Source organism: Nonomuraea sp. NPDC005650 (assembly GCF_040605375.1).
Taxonomy (GTDB): Bacteria; Actinomycetota; Actinomycetes; order Streptosporangiales; family Streptosporangiaceae; genus Nonomuraea.
This window is the reverse complement of record NZ_JBEXCR010000027.1, coordinates 171,573-189,194: the sequence shown is the minus strand read 5'-3', so window position 1 is coordinate 189,194 and position 17,622 is coordinate 171,573. Positions and strand designations below refer to the sequence as shown.

General features: G+C 74.2%; 12 protein-coding genes. 5 read left to right on the top strand and 7 right to left on the bottom strand.

Annotated elements, in window-relative coordinates; genetic code table 11:
• Window positions 1-81: 81 nt before the first annotated feature.
• Complete coding sequence (locus ABZS69_RS40165; RefSeq protein WP_355381518.1) at window positions 82-2,652, bottom strand: DUF6493 family protein; 2,571 nt, start codon at window positions 2,650-2,652, stop codon at window positions 82-84.
• Between the two features lie 122 nt (window positions 2,653-2,774).
• A complete protein-coding gene (locus ABZS69_RS40160) occupies window positions 2,775-4,217 on the bottom strand; it encodes an MFS transporter (protein ID WP_355381516.1) in 1,443 nt (480 codons plus the stop codon).
• 131 nt (window positions 4,218-4,348) lie between these two features.
• Here ABZS69_RS40160 and ABZS69_RS40155 point away from each other — a divergent pair, with 131 nt between their 5' ends.
• Window positions 4,349-5,308: an Lrp/AsnC family transcriptional regulator gene (locus ABZS69_RS40155; RefSeq protein WP_355381514.1), complete on the top strand. Its 960-nt coding sequence runs from the start codon at window positions 4,349-4,351 to the stop codon at window positions 5,306-5,308.
• A 3-nt stretch (window positions 5,309-5,311) separates the two neighbouring features.
• Here the strand turns inward: ABZS69_RS40155 and ABZS69_RS40150 are convergent, their stop codons facing one another.
• The 3 genes from ABZS69_RS40150 to ABZS69_RS40140 are packed head-to-tail and all read right to left on the bottom strand — an operon-like array spanning window position 5,312 to window position 9,360.
• On the bottom strand, window positions 5,312-5,887 hold the full coding sequence (locus ABZS69_RS40150) for a TetR/AcrR family transcriptional regulator (RefSeq protein WP_355381512.1): 576 nt from the start codon (window positions 5,885-5,887) through the stop codon (window positions 5,312-5,314).
• A 40-nt stretch (window positions 5,888-5,927) separates the two neighbouring features.
• Window positions 5,928-8,582, bottom strand: coding sequence for a rifamycin-inactivating phosphotransferase (rph, locus tag ABZS69_RS40145; protein ID WP_355381510.1), 2,655 nt, complete (start codon window positions 8,580-8,582; stop codon window positions 5,928-5,930).
• A gap of 31 nt (window positions 8,583-8,613) precedes the next feature.
• Window positions 8,614-9,360: a TioE family transcriptional regulator gene (locus tag ABZS69_RS40140; protein ID WP_355381508.1), complete on the bottom strand. Its 747-nt coding sequence runs from the start codon at window positions 9,358-9,360 to the stop codon at window positions 8,614-8,616.
• A 42-nt stretch (window positions 9,361-9,402) separates the two neighbouring features.
• On the opposite strand from ABZS69_RS40140, the gene ABZS69_RS40135 reads away from it, so the two are divergent.
• The gene (locus ABZS69_RS40135) at window positions 9,403-10,626 is read left to right on the top strand and encodes an erythromycin esterase family protein (protein WP_355381506.1); all 1,224 of its coding nucleotides are present in this window, start codon (window positions 9,403-9,405) and stop codon (window positions 10,624-10,626) included.
• 7 nt (window positions 10,627-10,633) lie between these two features.
• Here ABZS69_RS40135 and ABZS69_RS40130 read toward each other — a convergent pair whose 3' ends face one another.
• Window positions 10,634-11,776, bottom strand: coding sequence for an FAD-dependent oxidoreductase (locus ABZS69_RS40130; protein ID WP_355381504.1), 1,143 nt, complete (start codon window positions 11,774-11,776; stop codon window positions 10,634-10,636).
• Window positions 11,777-11,821: 45 nt separating this feature from the next.
• Window positions 11,822-12,823: a winged helix-turn-helix domain-containing protein gene (locus ABZS69_RS40125; RefSeq protein ID WP_355381502.1), complete on the bottom strand. Its 1,002-nt coding sequence runs from the start codon at window positions 12,821-12,823 to the stop codon at window positions 11,822-11,824.
• A gap of 95 nt (window positions 12,824-12,918) precedes the next feature.
• Between ABZS69_RS40125 and ABZS69_RS40120 the strand changes: the two genes are divergently transcribed.
• Genes ABZS69_RS40120 through ABZS69_RS40110 form a run of 3 tightly spaced genes read left to right on the top strand, consistent with a single transcriptional unit; the run spans window position 12,919 to window position 17,523 of the window.
• The gene (locus tag ABZS69_RS40120; RefSeq protein WP_355381500.1) at window positions 12,919-14,478 is read left to right on the top strand and encodes a serine/threonine-protein kinase; all 1,560 of its coding nucleotides are present in this window, start codon (window positions 12,919-12,921) and stop codon (window positions 14,476-14,478) included.
• Window position 14,479: 1 nt separating this feature from the next.
• Window positions 14,480-16,141 (top strand): protein kinase, encoded by a 1,662-nt coding sequence (locus ABZS69_RS40115; protein ID WP_355381498.1) that lies wholly within the window; start codon window positions 14,480-14,482, stop codon window positions 16,139-16,141.
• A complete protein-coding gene (locus ABZS69_RS40110) occupies window positions 16,138-17,523 on the top strand; it encodes a protein kinase (RefSeq protein WP_355381496.1) in 1,386 nt (461 codons plus the stop codon). Before ABZS69_RS40115 ends, ABZS69_RS40110 begins: the two co-directional genes overlap by 4 nt.
• Window positions 17,524-17,622 lie beyond the last annotated feature (99 nt).

Here is a 17,622-nt window from a genome sequence, read left to right as displayed (position 1 = left end):
CCAAGCTGACCTTCCTCGCCCACCAAACCCCCGCCGAACACCAGCTGGGGTTCGCTGCCGCCTGCCCAGCTGAGGCGGGATTTACGGGTCAGATTTCTTAGGGGCGGTGACCAGTTGCTGCAGCCGCCGCGCCTCCTGGACCAGCCTGCTCGACCCCTTGCGGGCCGCCACCGCCGCCACCTCCGGCAACTCGGCGCGTACGCCGGCGATCCTGGCCGCCCGAGCCCCCGCCGCCAGCAGATCGGCCAGCCCCGCGCGGGGCCGCTCGCCCTCCTGCGGCATGAGCCCGGGCAGCAGCCGCACCACCACCTCCCACACCGCCTCGTGCGCCCCCGCTTGGGTGGCGTCGTCGAGCACCGACACCACCCGGTTGAGCTTGACGAACCCCTTCACGACCAGCGCCGTGACCGTCTCGCCCAGCGCCTGCGCCGGCACCTGGCCGCGCGCGGCCAGCGTCAGGAGGGCATCGTTGGCGGCGGCCCGGTTGGCGGCGTGGGCGTGGCCCATGCCGCAGGCGAACGCGTGCGCCACACCGCTGCCGAGCGGCCCGTCGCCGTGGGCCAGCGCGACCAGCGCCTGCGTCTGCTGGTCGCCGGACTCCATGCCGATCGACAACATCCAGACCAGGTGCGCGGCCACGACCTCCCGGTGCGAGGGCATGGCGAGCGGGCACCAGGCGAGCGAGTACGCGTAACCGGCCTCCGGCCGCCACAGCGGGCGCAGCTCCTCGGACAGATCGTCCGGCACGTCGAGCACGGGATGCAGGGCGTGCGAGAACGACAGGTAATAACTCGTTCGCTGCTCGCGCAGGTAGACCTTGACCTGCGGATCGGCGGGGCCGCCACTGCGCATCCAGGCGGCGCACGCCCGGCCCGCCTCCGAGGTCAGCCGCTCCGCCCGCCGCACGCACGCGTCCGGGACGTCGCGGGGCAGCCGCAGCAGGGCCTGGATCAGGTCGCCGGGCAGCGCCCGCGCCCCGGCGGCCTCCAGCCGCTCGAAGCGGTCGAGCAGCACCTCGGGGTCGACGTGACCGCTGCCCGCCGTGGGCGTGGCCAGCAGGACCGGACAGCCGTCGCCCGCCAGGAACGACCGGGCGAGCTCGTGGGCGCGGCCGAGGTAGAGCTGCTTGAACCCGCCCAGGGTCGGCGGCTGCCGGACGTCGGGCTCCGGCAGTGAACCACTGGTCTCGGGGGAGGCGAAGGCCAGGAAGGCCCGGCGCACGGCATGGATCTCCCCGTCGAGGCTCCCGTGCTCGTAGTGGCCGAAGAACCACGGATCGAGCGGTTGCCACCAGGGGCGCAGCTCCGCACGCAGCGCGTCGGGCGCCCGCTGCGACCACTCGACCAGCCCGGCCAGGAGCCGTTCGAACGTGTGCGGGTCCACGTCGTCGTCGGCCGCCGCGCGGACGAGTTGGTCAGGCGAGGCGTACGGGGGCGGCAACGCCGGCCCTTCCCCCACCGCCGGCAACGGCGTGACGGTCACCTCCTCGGCGGCGATGCCGCCCCCGTAGGCCGCGGAGACCCGCTCGCGCAGCTCCTCGGGCAGCCCGGCCGCCGCCTGCCGCACCGCCTCCCGGCCTGCCTCCCCCGCCCGCGGCGCCAGCTTGACGGCCAGTCGCACGGCTCGCTCCTGCAGCGCCAGCGTGTCCTGCGCGAAGATCAGGGACATGGCGGCCAGCACGACGTCCGCCCGGCGCGCGTCGCGCAGCACGGCGTCCCCGGCCCACGACAGGGCCGCGCGCAGCAGCTTCTTCTCCGGCCGGAACGCCAGCGCCTCCACCGCCTCGGCGAACAGCTCCTCCTCCAGCCGCCCCGCCTCCTCCAGCCGCCGCAGCTGCGCCAGCGCCAGGTCGGCCACCGCCACCGGCCCGGCGGGCAGCAGCCGGGTGTAGTCTCTGGCCCGCTCGGCGGACTCGTCGATGTCGAGGTCGAGCCGATCGTGGAGGACGGCCAGGGCGCTCAGCGCCGAGGGCCCGTCACGCAGCAGCCGCCCCACGATGCCGTCGATGACGCGCTTGCGCTCCAGCCGGCCGTCCTCGACCAGCCGGGCGATCGTGCCCACCTGCTCGGGCAGGGCCTCGGCCAGGCCGTCGATCTCGAACAGCCGTGGCGCGAACGCCGTGAACAGCGGATCGGTGACCGCCGTCCGCGAGTGGAGCTCGCGTAACCAGCCCACCATGAACACGTCGCCGTCGGGCGGCTCGACCCCGCTCTCGCGCACGAGCGTCGCGGCCACCGCCCAGTGCCGCATGTCGTTGAGGCGCAGGCGCCCGGCGATGCGGCGCGCCACGTCCGCCCGCCACTCGGCCGGCCGCTGCCGCAGCAGCAGGACGATCCGCTCGTCGTCGTCGCTCTCGGCCCACATGAACTCGCGCTTGAACAGCCACGCGGTGACGGCCGCGGCACCGCCCAGACACGCCGCGCCCACCAGCCGCAACGGCCTGAGCTGGTGGTGCCAGGACGACCATCTCTCCTCCCGCACCGCCGCCAGGTGGCCCGGCAACCGCGCCGCAACCGCCTTGCGCTCGTCGGCGTCCAGCTCCAGCAGCAGGTGGAAGACCCGCGTCACGTCACCGCCCTTGGCCGCCTTGGCCAGGCGCTCCCAGGGGCTCATCCGGCCGCCCCCGAAACGGGCCGGGAAGAACCGGCGCATGCACAAACCTCCGCTGCGTCAACCATGACGGTGACCCTAGCGATCACCCCCGACAATCTCGGGGCCCCGCCCGGCCTCCGACACCGTCGTCGGCTGGGCGAGGCGCGGCACCGCCTGGGGGGTCAGAGCCGGGACAGCTCGCTCTCGGCCGCGCGCCGCCGTTCCGGCGAGCGCCGCGCGGGGGGCCGCATGAACGCCGCCGCGACGGCCGTCGCGGCGAGCAGCACCAGGGCGAGCCCGAACGCGAGCGCCGCCGCCGCGTTCGCGCCCGGACCGCCGCCCAAGCCGTGGAGGAAGACGCTGCCGAGCAGGGCGATCCCCAGCGTGCCGCCGAACTGCTGGACGGCGTTCAGCAGCCCGGCCGCCGACCCGACCTGATGGGGGCGCAGGCGCGCCAGCGCAGCGGTGAAGAACGGCACGGTGGCCATACCGTTCCCGGCCCCGCTCACCAGGAGCGCCACCGCCAGCCACGGGTACGCGGCCAGGTAGGCGGCAAGAGCGCCGAGCAGCCCGGCGAACAGCGTCGCGAGCCCGGCGAACATGATCCGCCACCGGTTGCCGGGCGTCATCCGCGCGCCCACGACCGCGGCGGAGATCGCCATCCCGACCGGCCACGGGAGCAGGGTCAGCCCGGCGGACAGGACGTCGCGGCCCAGGCCGAGCTGCACCTGCAGCACGACGACCAGCATCAGCCCGTTGGTCACCGCGAAGAGCAGCGCCGAGGTCGCCAGCGCGGCCGGGAAGACCCGGTCGCCGAACAGGCTCGGCTCGATCAGGGGAACGCGCCCGCGCCGGGCCCGGCCGCGCTGATGGAGCCCGAACGCCACCAGGACGAGTGCGCCGGCGACCAGCAGGGCCGCGTTCCACCCCGGCCGCAGGGCGGCGCCGCCCTCGATGAGCGGGTAGACGACCAGCCCGGCCCCCAGCACCACCAGGCCGGTCCCGGGCAGGTCCAGCCGGGGCGCCCGCGCGGCCCTGTCCTCGCGCATCACGGGGCCGGCCGCGAGCACGGCGACGGCGACGGCGAGGGGCACGTTGACCAGGAACGCCGACCGCCACGAGGAGCCGAACAGGTCGGCGTGAGTGAGCGCGGCGCCGAGGATCGGCCCGAGGATCACCGACAGACCCATGACGGGCCCGATGGCGCCCATCGCCCTGGCCAGTTCGGAGCCGTCGAACATGGAGCGGATCAGCCCGATCGTCTGCGGGATGATCAGGGCGGCGGCCGTGCCCTGGAGCGCCCGCGCGCCGATCAAGGCCCCGGCGGTGGGCGCCAGCGCGCAGCACAACGACGCCGTCGCGAACCCCGCGACCCCGATCAGGAACACGCGCCTGCGCCCGATCAGGTCTCCCAACCGGCCGCCCAGGATCAGGAACGCCGCGAACGGCAGCGTGTAGGCCGAGCTGAACCACTGGATGGCCGACTCCGGACCGCCGAGCCCGGCGCGGATCACCGGCGCCGCGACCTGCACGATCGTCGCGTCCAGCACGTTCATCGCCTCGGCGGTCAGCAGCGCGCCCAGCACGAGCCATCGCCACCGGCAGGCCGCCTTCGGAACAGGCATCTCTCAGTCCCCCTCAGTCGTACGGATGACTTCCGCGACCAAGGCTGCCGCCACCGGCACCGGCGATTCCGCAACGCCCGCGACGTTCGAGGAATTTTTCCACTCGACCCGATTTCCTGCATGATTTGCTCATGCTCGACGATCTGGACCGCGGTCTGATCCATGCCCTGCACATCGATGGGCGGGCGCCGTTCAGCGGCGTCGCCCGGGTCCTCGGCGTGTCCACCCAGACCGTGGCCCGCCGCTACCAGCGGCTGCGCGCGAACGCCTCCCTGCGCGTCGTCGGGCTCCCCGACCCGCGCCAGGTGGGGAGCAGCCAGTGGGTGGTCCGCCTCACCACCAGCCCGGCCGCGACCCGTTCGCTCGCTCACGCGCTGGCCCGGCGGCCCGACACGTCCTGGGTCAAGCTGCTCTCCGGCGGCACCGAGATCTTCGCCATGATCCACGTCCCGGACGGCGCGGACGACCCGTCCTCGACGCTGCTGCACGACCTGCCCAGGAAGGCGGGGGTCACCGCGGTGTCCGCCCAGTACCTGCTCCACCCGTACGTGGGCGGGCCCACCGCGTGGCGGGGCATCGCCCAGACCCTCGACGAGCGGCAGCGGCGGCAGCTCACGCCGACCCTCGCCGCGCCGTCGGGCCGGCTGTCACCGGACCGCGCCGACCAGGAGCTGCTCGACGCCCTGCGCCAGGACGGCCGCGCCAGTTACGCCGACCTGGCCAGGGCCACCGGCCGGTCCGAGGCCACGGTGGCGCGGCGCCTGGCCGACCTGCGCGCCCACGGCACGATCTTCTTCGACGTCGAGATCGACCCCGTCCTGCTCGGTGTCGCGGCGCAGGCCGTGCTCTGGATGGCGATCGCGCCGGCGCACCTCGACCAGGTGGCGACCGCTCTGGCGGGCCACGACGAGCTCGCCGCCGTCGCCCACACCACCGGCCCCACCAACCTGCTGGCCCACGCGCTGTGCTCGGGCACCGATCACCTGCACCGCTACATCACCCACCGCCTGGGAGCGCTGGCCGAGATCCGCACCATCGAGACCGCCCCCGTCCTGCGGACCCTCAAGCACGCGGGGCCGTTCCGCCCCTGACCCTCACGGGCCGTCCGCGCCGATCAGCCTGGCCGCCGCCGCCTTGGCCCGCAGCATCGCCGTACGGTCGTCGTCGACCACCACGCGGGCGTTGGCCCCGTCGACGAGCAGCAGCAGCGCGTCGCCCACCGCCTCGGGCGCCGCCAGTCCCGCCTGGCCGGCCAGCGTGGTGAGCGTCGCGCGCAGCCAGGACTTGTACGCCGAGATCACCGCCCGCGCCGGATGCCCGGGATCGGGCAGCTCGACCGCCGCGTTGGTGAACGGGCACCCGCGGAACCCCTCGCGGCCGTGCCCCTCGGCCAGCCAGTCGAAGACCGCCAGCACCGCCTGCCCGCCCCGGACCCCGCTGCCGGCCAGGTACGCCGTCAGCGCGGCCTGCCGGGCGGCGCTGCGCCGGGCCAGCACGGCCGCCACCAGGTTCTCCTTGGACCCGAACTGGGCGTACAGGGTCGGTTTGGACACCCCGGCCCGCTCCACCAGGGTGTCGACGCCGGTCGCGCGAATGCCTTCGGCGTAGAAGACCTCGGTCGCCACCTCCAGCAACCGCTGCCCGCCCGGACTCAGCCGCCGATCCTCCACCCGCTTATACTTACAGGTCAGTAAAGCACCCGGCAACAGGTCAGAGCAGTTCGACGTACCCCTCGGTGCCGTTGACCCGGATCATCCGGCCGTCCTCGATGCGCCGGGTGGCGTTCTCCACGCCGACGACGGCGGGCAGCCCGTACTCCCTGGCGACCACCGCGCCGTGGGTCATCACGCCGCCGACCTCCATCACCACGGCCTTGACCGAGACGAACAGCGGCGACCAGCTCGGGTCGGTGTAGACGGTGACGAGGATGTCGCCCTCCTCGACCGCCGCCTCGTCCATGTTCAGGACGATGCGGGCACGCCCCTCGACGACGCCCGACGACACGGCGATGCCCGCCAGCGCGCCCTCGGGCAGGGCGCCGGTGTCGTACTCGCCGGAGATCACCTCGCCCTCGGAGGTGATGACGCGCGGCGGCGTCAGCTTGCGGTAGTCCTCGAACGCCTCCCGGCGCTCCTCGACGAGGGCGTAGTCGAGCCGCCCGGTCCGCGCGGCCTGCCGGAACTCCTCCAGCAACAGGAAGTACACGTCCTGCGGGTCCCTGATCGCCCCGCCGGCGACGAGCCGCGCGGCCTCGGCGAGCAGCGCCCGCTTGTACAGCTCGTACCGCTGGAGCAGGGCGTGCTTGGAGTACTCGCGGTAGCCGATGAAGTGGCGGATGAGGCTCATCTGCCGGGCCGCCTTCTTCGCCTTGCGCTCGCCGCCCGGCAGCGTCCTGAGCCGTTCGAGCAGGCCGGCGATGGTGCGCTCGGCCTCGGCGCGGCCCCGTTCCACCTTGCGGGCGCGCTCGCCGGGCGCGAAGTTCCTGACGTTGCTCAGCAGGAGCGGGACGAGCTGGGCAGGGTCCTCGCTCCACCGGGTCCTGGTGAGGTCGATGTCGCCCGAGCAGTGCATCCCGTACGTGCGCAGGTAGCCCTCCAGGGCGCGGCGGGCCTCGGGGCCGCCCTCCAGGCCGTCGAGCCCGGTCAGGATCGTGTCCCGATCGGCGCGTTCGAGGTGCTCGACCACCGCCGGGTACGGGCGGACGGCGTCCGCGACGTCCAGCAGGTCGAGGCCCATGGCGGCCACCACGTTGTGGTCGGCGGACTGGGCGATGGCGTCGGCGGCGTTCTGCACGCCGAGCCAGGCCTTCATGCGCTTGTTGACCCAGTTCACCGCCTGGATGCCGACGAAGGCCGCAGCCACGCTGCGCGGGTCGAACGTGAGCCGGGCCAGCACGTCGTGGTCGTCCAGGATGTACGCGAACAGCTCGTCCCCCGACTTGCCCGCGATGCCGCGCCGCAGCTCCTCGACCGTCCGCTCGTTCTCGGCGATCAGCTCGGGCACGGCCGCGGCGTCGTCCTTGCCGGACATCCTCAGGTACTGGCGGGCCATCGGCAGCAGCCCGCCCTCGCCGAAGTCCAGCATCGAGGTCTTGCCGTGGGCCAGGTCGCGCATGAAGTCCTTCCTGGTCAGGACCTGGCGCAGGGCGTTGGCCATGAGGACGTCCACCTGGCCGAGGCTCTTGAGCGTGACCGCGCGGGCCCATGTCGAGGACAGCTCGGGCGAGACGTCCTTGTAGAACCGGCCGCCGGACACCGTGCCCGCCGAGCGGCCCAGCCGGTCGTGCAGGAGCGCGAACAGCGACAGGCCCAGGGGCTTGAAGGCGTCGGTCATCATCTGCCGGTGGCCGTAGGACATGAAGACGTGGTTCTTGCCGTCGCCCGTCTCTGGCACGGGGTAGAGCGTGGTGATCGGGCGGCTCTGCAGGACCTGGAACTCGCCGCCGACCAGGCCCCACTCGATGTCCTGCGGGCGGCCGAAGTGGCCCTCGATGCGGCGGCCGAGGCGTTCGAGCCGGACGATCTGCTCGTCGCTCAGGGTCTGGACGTGCCGGCGGGCGGGCTCGATCTCCCGCTCCTCCGTGCCGCCGTCCGGCGCGGGGCGCAGCTCGGCGGCCTGGGTGACGACGTTGCGCGTGATGATCTCGCCCGCGCGGACGCGGTAGTTGTCGGCGTTCGCCACGCCCGACACGAACGCCTCCCCGAGGCCGAACCCGGCGTCGATCGAGACCACCTTCCGGTTGCACGTCACCGGGTCGGCGGTGAACATGATGCCCGCCGCCTCGGGGAAGACCATCTCCTGCACGACCACGGACACGCGGACCGCGCGGTGCCCGAAGCCGCTCTTGATCCGGTACGCCACCGCCCGGTCGGTGAACAGCGACGCCCAGCAGCGCCGCACACCCGCGAGCACCGCCTGGGCTCCCCTGACGTTCAGGTATGTGTCCTGCTGACCGGCGAACGAGCTGGAGGGCAGGTCCTCGGCGGTGGCGCTGGACCGCACCGCGCAGGGCACGTCGCCGAGCTCCTCCAGCCGGCGCAGGATGTCGTCCTCGATCTCGGCCGGCACGGGCAGCGTCTCGACGGCCTCGCGGAGCCGGGCGCACGCCTCGGCGATCCCGGCACGGTCGTCCGCGCGCAGCCCGGAGAGCCCGTCGATCAGCGTGGCGATCGTCGCGTCCGACTCGACGACCGCGCGGTAGGCCTCGGTGGTGACGCAGAAGCCCGGCGGCACCCGTACCCCGTCGACGGCGGACAGCTCGCCGAGGTTGGCCCCCTTGCCGCCGACCAGGGGGAGCAGGGTCTTGTCGATGTCGCGGAAGCCGAGCACGTAGGCACCCATGGCGTGTTCCCGTCTGCCTGTCATGGCTAATTAAGATACAGAGCTGCTCCGTATCTTAATCCGTCGGGAGCGTGTCGGCGCGGGCGGGGTGACTCAGGTACGCGTCGAGCCCGGCGGCGCCGGTCAGCATGGCGCGCCCGCGGGCCGTCAGCCGGGCCTGCCAGTCGCGCAGGGTCGCCTCCAGGGGCGCGATCCCGCCGGCGGAGCGCACCTGGGCGAGCAGCGGCGCGATCTGCTCCAGCAGGTAGCCGCCTCGTCGGAGCTGGTGGGCCAGCCGGGCGTCACGCACGTCGGCGGCGGTGTAGACGCGGTAGCCGGTTTGAGGGTCGCGGCGCGGGCCGACCAGCCCGGCGCGCTCCCACTTGCGCAGGGTCGCGGGCCTGATCCCGAGCTTCCTGGCCAGCGGGCCGATGAAGGTGACGCCGCCGGGGCGCTCCGGCGGCGTCGCCGGCGCGGCCGCCTCCTCCGAGGTCAGGTCGCGCAGCGCCCGCTCCACGGCCAGCAGCGTCCGGCGGTCGTCGAGCAACTGGGCGTGGCTCTCGTCGATGAGCCGCAGGGCGTCCTCGACGGCGCCCCTGTTCACCTCCTGCATGATCGAGGTGGCCGTCTGGTGGCCGTGGCCGGGGATCAGCGCGAGGAACGCGCGCAGGGCCTCCCGGTGGACCGGGGTGTAGGTGCGGTAGCCGTGGGGCGTGCGCGCGGCCGGCGGGAGGATGCCCGCCTCTTCGTAGTTTCGGATCGCCTGGGTGGACAGGCCGTGCTCACGCGCCAGGTCCACGGGTCTGAGTCGCTCGCGGGGCATTGCGAAAGTTTACACAGAAGGTTCAACGATACGGTTCAAGGTATGCCTTCACCGATCCTTTCCGCCGCCCTGCCCTTCGGCGGCGCGGCGCTCTCGCGGCTGCTCCGCTCGCTCCCCGAGCCGCCCCGGCTGCTCGGCCTCGGCGAGGCCATGCACGGCGAGGAGGCGCTGGTGCGGCAGCGCAACGAGGTCTTCCGCCATCTCGTCGAGCACGAGGGCTACCGGTCGATCGCGATCGAGAGCGACTGTCTCATGGGGCTGGCCGTGGACGCGTACGTCACGGAGGGCGTGGGGACGCTCGACGACGTCGTGCGGCACGGCTTCAGCCACGGTTTCGCCGCATCGGCCGCCAACCGGGAGCTCCTGGAGTGGATGCGGGCCCACAACCGGGACCGGCCCGCGCCCGAGCGGATCCGCTTCTTCGGCTTCGACGGCCCACTGGAGATGTCCGGGCCGGGCAGCCCCCGTCAGGCGCTCACCGAGTTGCACGGCTATCTCGCCGCGCACCTGGACGTCCTGCCCGCCGATGCCGTCGACCGCCTGCTCGGCGACGACTCCCGCTGGACGAACCCCGCCGCCGTCATGGACCCCGCCCAGTCCGTCGGCCGCTCCGCCGAGGCCGTCGAGCTGCGCCTGATCGCCGACGACCTCGTGGCCGTGCTCATGGCCGAGTCGCCGCATCTGATCTCGGCGACCTCGCGCGAGGCGTGGTGGCGGGCCGCCCTGCACGGGCGCACGGCCACCGGCCTGCTCCGCTACCACGCGGGGATGGCCGACCCGTCGCCCGCCCGGGTCGGGCGCCTGATGTCGCTGCGCGACGGGATGATGGCCGAGAACCTCCTCGCCATCGCGCCGCCGTACGGCCCGACGCTGGTCTTCGCCGCCAACGCGCACCTGCAGCGGCACCTGAGCACGTGGCAGACCGGCTGGCAGCCGGTCGACCTGCTGCTGGAATGGTGGAGCGCGGGGGCGATCGTGAGCGCGCACCTGGGCGGCGGGTACGCGTTCCTCGCCTCCGCCCTCGGCGCCGCGCCCCACCACGGCCTCACCGTCCCCCCGACCGACACCGTCGAAGGCGTCCTCTCCACCCTCCCGGACGACCACTGCCTCGTGGACTCCGCACGCCTGACCGCGGCGCTAGCCGGTACGAAGCTCACCCTCCGGTCGGGCACCTCCACCAACCACAGCTACTTCGGCCTCGACCCCGACCAGCTGGACAGGACGGATGGGATCGTCTTCATCAAGGACGTCGCCCCCGCCGGGTGATCCCCGGTCACTGCTCTCCCGGCCGCCGCGCCGGGGCCGGGGCGGGCCCGGCGGTGCCGCCGGCGAAGCGGGACGGGCGGAAGGGCGCCAGCAGCGGCGACTCCTCGCCGTACAGCTCCCCCGCCACCTCCCCCAGCAGCAGCGGCGCCAGCGTGACCCCGCTGTGCGTGGCCACCGTGTAGACGCGCCGCCCGGCGTCCGCGAAGCCCGCCACCGTGAGCCCGTCCCCCGGCATCGCCCGCCGGCCGACCACCGCCCGCTCCACCGTGGCGCCGTCCGTGGCCCGCAGCACGCGCGGCAGCAGGGCCATGATCGAGTCGAGGACGTCGCCGGGCACCGGGACGGCCGGGTCCGCCCGGCCGTCCAGCGGCAGCGACTGCAGCACCAGCCGCCCGCCCCCGTCCGGCCGCAGGTTGAGCCCGTCGGTGTGGAGCACGCGCGACAGGCGGGCGGGCACCGGGGCCGTGGTGAGGAGGAAACCGTTGGTCACCGCGCCGGACACGGCCGGGTCGAGCATGGGCACCTCGGCCCCGGCCAGCGCCGCCACCCCCTGCGTCCAGCGCCCGGCACAGGTGACCACCACGTCCCCGCCGAAGGCCCGCCCGTCGGCCGCCGTCACCATGACCCCCGACGGCGAGGTCTCGATCGCGGTCACCTCCGCCCCGCACACCACCGTGGCCCCGGCGTCACGGGCCTCGCCGAGCAGGCCCCCGACCAGCCGCAGCGGCTGCACGTGCGCCTCCATGGGGAAGAACACGCACTCGGCGCCGGAAGGCGGCGGGACCAGGTCGGGCTCCAGGGCGTGGGCGCGCCCGGCGGTGACCCGCTCGACCGGGTAGCCCATGGCGGCCAGCCGCCCCACGCGGGCCTCGAGGAGCTCCTTGTGCTCGTCGGAGACCGCGACCTCGAGGTTGCCCGTGGGGAAGAACCAGTCGCCGGGGAGCTGGTGGTGCGCCCGGACGGCGGCGTGGTTGAGGTCGAAGTACTCCTTGGGCGTCTTGTCGTTGGCGTTGACCCACGCCAGGGACGTGGACGTCGTACCGGATCCCGGGGTGCGCGCCTCCAGGACGGTGACCTGCGCGCCGCGCCGGGTGAGCCCGGCCGCGACCGCCGCTCCGACCACCCCGGCACCGATGACGACGACTCGCACGCCGGCTCCCTCCGCTCCTGGTCGCCGACCGCGACCGGACATGACTCAATGGTCGAGGTGGCGCTCAGGCCGTTCAAGCAGGCCGCTGCCCAGCGGGGTCAGCAGGTTGAGCACGGCGGGGCCCTGGCGCACGCTCCTGATCAGGCCCGCCTCCCGCAGCACCTTCGCGTGCCGGCTGGCCGCCGCCAGCGACACCCCCGCCCGCCGGGCCAGCTCGCTGGTGGTGGCCCCGCCGTCGGCGGCCTGCAGGACGGCCGCGCGGGTGGCGCCGATCAGCGCCTCCACCGAGCCGGACACCCGCGCGGCCGGTGTCCACCGGAACCCGGCGTCGATCGGGTAGATCAGCACCGGCGGCAGTTCGGGGTCGGCGAGCGAGACCGGCACGCGGCGGCAGAAGTAGGACGGCACCAGCGTCAGCCCCCGGCCGCGCAGGTGCAGCTCCCGGTCCACGCTGTAGTCGACCTCCAGCACGGGGGAACGCCAGCGCATCATCGGCTTCATGCTGCCCAGCAGCCCCTCGACGCCGGAGTTGAGCAGGTGGCCGACGCGCCAGGCCCGGTCGCCCTCCACCGCGGGCTCGATGAGGTCGCGGTGCGGGGCGATGGCCGCGGCGTGGTAGTCGGCCAGGGCGGTGGCCAGCTCGGACATGGGCGCGGCTGGGCGCTCGGCCAGCGCGCCCAGCCAGCCGGGAATGGGCGCGTACCGGGCGAGCAGCTCCAGCTCCTGGCGGAACCGGCGGCTCGGGGTGGCGCGCAGGGCCTCCAGCCCGGCCTCCAGCCCGTCGCGTGCCGCCGCCGGGGTGAGGAAGTCGGGGAAGTACGGCGCCTCGGGCGCCAGCGCGGTCAGCCAGCGCAACCCCGACGCCATCCTGGACAGCCTGCCCGGGCTCTCGCGCAGCCCCCGCTCCCAGGGCCGGAAGGCCGGCGCCTTGTCCCTGTCCTGCAGCCGGAAGCGGCTGAGCACGGTCTCCCACAACGGGTCCGCGCCCGCGGCGACCGTCGTCCGCGCCAGGTCGTCCGCCGTGAAATGAATGCGCAGCAGCCCCACGAACCCTCTTCCCGACGCCGGCGAGCAGCTTGTTTTCACTAGGCTGCAAAGGGTCTGGCCGACGCATCGTACCAACGACGACCATGTGACCAACGATGATCGACAATCCCCCCGGATCCCTGTTGTCCGAGCGCTACCGGCTGATCCGTGCGCTCGGCCGAGGCGGCATGGGCACCGTCTGGCTGGCCCGTGACGAGAGCCTCGACCGCGAGGTCGCGGTCAAGGAGGTGCTGCTCTCGCCCGACCTCGGCGCGGAGGATCGCGCCGAGCTGTGCGAGCGCACGGTGCGCGAGGCGTACGCGGCGGCGCGGCTCAGCCATCCGGGGATCGCCACCGTCCACGACGTGTTCTCCGAGGACGGCCGTCCGTGGATCGTCATGGAGCTGCTTCGCGGGCGCACGCTGCAGGAGGCGATCCGCGACGACGGCCCGTGGGCGCCGAAGCGGGTGGCCCGGCTCGGCGCCGACCTGCTGACGGCCCTGTCGGTCGCGCACCGGCAGGGCATCCAGCACCGCGACGTCAAGCCCGGCAACGTGTTCCTCTGCGACGACGGCAGGGCGGTGCTGACGGACTTCGGCATCGCCAGGATCGACGGCCAGGTCACCATCACGCAGTCGGGGCTGCTGATCGGCTCGCCCGGGTTCATCGCGCCCGAGCGGTTGCGGGGCGAGCGCGGCGGGCCGCTGTCGGACCTGTGGTCGCTGGCCGCCACGCTGTACACGGCGGTGGAGGGCACCTCGCCCTTCCACTCCGCGTCGCCACTCGTGACGCTGCACCGGGTGCTCACCCAGGATCCGCCGGCGTCCGCGCAGGCCGGTCCCGTGCTCGGGCCGGTGCTGCTGCGCATGCTGTCGCGCGAGGCCGCCGACCGGCCGGACCCCGCAGCGGCCGGCCGGTGGCTGGAGGCCGCCGCCTCCGGCGTACCGGCTCCCGTGGACCGTCCCCGGCGTCCGCTCCCGCGGCCCGGCCGGGCCGTCCCGGTGGTGGCCGCCGTCGCCGGGCTCGCCGTCGTCGGAGCCCTCGCCTGGTACGGCGTCGCCCGCGACACCCCCGGCCCGCCTCCGCCGCCGCGCGCGGGCGCCCCGCTCGCCTCCGCCGCCGCGCCCCCGACCGCCGCCGCGCCGTCGAAGGGCAGGTTCACGGTGCCGGTCGACTTCTGCACGCTGCTCACCGACGCGCAGGTCAAGCAGACGACGTACGGGCGCGCGCTGAAGCGGAGCCACTCGGAGGACGGCTGCGCCTGGACGAAGCGGAAGGTCGGGCTCTCCGTCGAGCCCACCAAGGCCCAGAACAAGGACTACTGGGAGGCCCTCCCCGTGGAGGCGCACGAGGAGTTCCTCAACAAGCGCACCATCCACGCCGACCCGTCCAGCGGAGGGGTGTGGCAGTGGGGCGACGTCGGGATGCAGTGGCCGATCGGCACCACGTCCACCGCCGCCGCCCCGGTGGCCGGGGTCGGCGAGGAGGCGTTCCAGTACGACGTCTCCGAACGGCGGTCGGGGAACATGGTGAGGTCCAACGTCATGTTCCGCGTCAGCAACATGGTCGTGGAGGTGCAGTACGCCGACTTCGACGGCACGGAGGCGGCGCGGGTGCGCTCGGCCGCGCTGCAGGCCGCCAAGCTGACCGCCGCCGCACTGAGCAGGCGGGGGTGACATGACGTCGCTGATCGGAGGCAGGTACCGGCTCATCGAGCCCGTCGGCGCGGGCGGCATGGGCGTGGTGTGGCGCGGCCTCGACGAGAGCCTCGGCCGCGAGGTGGCGGTCAAGCGGGTGCGGCTGGCGCCCGGCCTGGACCCCGCGGCGCGGGCGGCCCTGTGCGAGCGCGCGCTGTCCGAGGCGAGGACGGCCGCCGCGCTGCGGCATCCCTCGATCGTGGCCGTGCACGACCTGATCGTCGAGGACGGGGATCCGGCGATCGTGATGGAGCTGGTCCACGGGGCCTCCCTGGAGCAGGTCATCCGCGAGAACGGGCCGCTGCCCCCGCGCCGCGCGGCCGAGATCGGGCTGCGGGTGCTGTCGGCGCTGGCCGCCACGCACGCGGCGGGGGTGCTGCATCGGGACGTCAAGCCGGCCAACGTGCTGCTGGCGGGGGACGGGCGCGTGGTCCTGTCGGACTTCGGCATCGCCACCCTGGTGGGCGGCCTGCCCGGCACGCCGGTCGGCACACCGGGCTACACGGCCCCCGAATGCCTGTACGCCACCGCCCCGGACGCCACCGCGCCGGACACCATGGCCCGCACCGCGATCCAGCCCTTGGACCCTGCCGATCTCGCCGCCACGGACCGCACCGCCGTCCCGCCCACGGACCCGGTCAGCCCCGCCGCCACGGACCCTGCCGGGGTCCGGCCCACCGGTCCGACGTCGTCCCGGCCCGGCGGGCCCGGCTCGGATGCCTGGTCGGAGGCGGCGGGACCGGCCTCGGATCTCTGGTCGCTGGCCGCCACCCTCTACACCGCCGTCGAAGGGCGCGGCCCGTTCGCCAGGGAGAGCGCCGTCGCCACGCTGAGCGCCGTCCTCACCGAGCCGCCCGCCCCCTCGGAAAGCGTGCTGTGGCCGGTGCTGGCCGCCGCGCTGGACAAGGACCCACACAAGCGTCCCGATGCCGAACGGCTCCGGGGCTGGCTGGAGGCGGTCGTGCAGGGGCCGGCCGCCACAGCCGTACTTCCCGAACCGCCGCAGGTCACCCCACCCGGCGTACGGCTGCCGGTCGCGCTGGGCGCCCTCGTCGTCGCGGCCCTGGTGGGCGCGGGCGCCGTCGTCGTACCCCAGCTCGGGAGAACCTCCGCGGCCCCCGCATCCGTCGCCGCCGGGGCGTCGGCGACGGATGCGGCGGGGAGGTTCGCCGCCCTGCCCCGCGCGTGCGGCCTTCTCACCCCGGAGCAGGCCGCCGCGGCCGTCCCGAAGGCGTTGATCATGCCGAGGGAGGACGCGGAGTGCACCTGGCATCAGAGCCTGGCCAAGGAATCCCGCTCGCTGCGGCTCGAACTGGAGATCCAGGAGCCGACGGACACCCATGCGGAGGTCGCGCTGGCCGCCGACGACTTCGACTCGCGGCGGGACGAGGCCGAACGGAGCAGGAAGTCCTCCGTCCTGGGCAAGAGCTCCGAGATCGGCGAACTCAAGGGGCTCGGCGATGAGGCGATGACCTGGACCGTCACCGACGATCGCCGGCCGGAGTCCAAGGTCGTGATCGTCTTCCGGGTGAGCAACCTGGTGGCCGAGCTCACGCTGGAGCACGAGGTCGCCACGGACCCCGCGCTGTCCGGGCAGGCGGGCGCCGCGGCCCGCTCGGTCGTCGAGGCGTTGACGCGATGAAGGGCACCGTACTCCTGGCGGGACGCTACAACCTGGTCGAGCCGCTCGGTCCGGGCGGCGGCACCTGGCTGGCCAGGGACGAGGTGCTGCACCGCGACGTGGCGGTCAAGCGCATCCCTCTCACCGCCGCCCCGTCCCGCTCCGGACGGGACGGGGCGGCGGGCGATCGGCCGGATGCCGGGTCCGGCCCGGGGTCGGAAGCAGGCGAGCGGGAGCGGGTGCTGGCGGAGGCCAGGTTCGCGGCGTCACTGAGCCACCCCGGGCTCGTCACCGTGCACGACGTCATCGCCACCGGCCCCCAGCTCTGGGTCGTCATGGACCTCATCCGGGGCGGCTCGCTCGACCGGGTCGCCGCCGCCGAAGGACCGCTGGAGCCGGGCCGGGTCGCCGCGATGGGACTGCGGCTGCTCGACGCGCTGGCCGTCGTCCATGCGCACGGGCACGTACACGGCGCGGTCACGCCCGGCAACGTCCTCATCGCCGCCACCGGCGAGACCGTGCTCGCCGGCCTCGGCACCACCGCCGCCTCAACCACCACTGATTCCACCACCGCCGCTGACATGAGCGTGCTGGTCAGCACGCTCATGTTCGCCCTGGACGGGGGCACCACGCCCCGGCCGGACGACGTGGCCGCCTCCTCAGCCCACCTTCCCAGGCTGCGGGAGGCGGCCGCGTTCCGTGCCGCGCTCGCCGGGGCACACGACGGGGCGGAGATCCGTACCGTCCTGACGCAGGCGGCGGCCCGCGCGGCGGTCATGGCAGCCGAGGCGCCTACCGCACCCACCAGGGTCGGCTCCACCGGCACGAGCAGTACGCTCTGGCTGTCCGTCGCCGCCGCGACCGCGCTGGTCGTCACCGTGGTGACCCTCGCCATGGCCAGGCCCGGCACCACGACGCGCGGCCCGACCGTCACCACCACCGCGGCCCCGAGCCGGTCGCAAACCGCGGCGGCGGCCCCTTCGCCCGACCCCTGCGCGACGGTCGTCCCCACGGACCGGGTGCTCCCAAGCAAGTCGTCCACGTGCACCGTCACCGTGGACGGCGCCGGCGTGACGATCAAGACCCAGCCGGACGTGGCCACCGCCCGCAAGGTGTTCGACGCCCTGCGCAAGCGCCGGCAGTCGCAGACGGGCACCTCGAAGGTGGAGCGCGCGGTCACCACCCCCGTCAAGAACGTCCCCGGCCTCGGCGACGAGTGCTTCTCCCAGGACTCCACCGTGGGCATCCTGTCCAGCGTGAGCAGCCACGTCTGGCTGCGCGTCCGTACGATGGTGATCGAGGTGTCCGTGATGGAGAACGGGCCCGAGGTCACCTCCGAGATGCGCGACACCGCCATGCGCGCGGCACGCACCACCGCGGCCAGACTCCAGGGAAGCTCATGACCGGCGAACGCTTCCACCCGATCGGCCCCCTCGCCCCGGGCGCCCCCGGGCGCGCCCTGCGGGTGTTCGACCGCCGCACCGGCACGGCGTCACCCACGG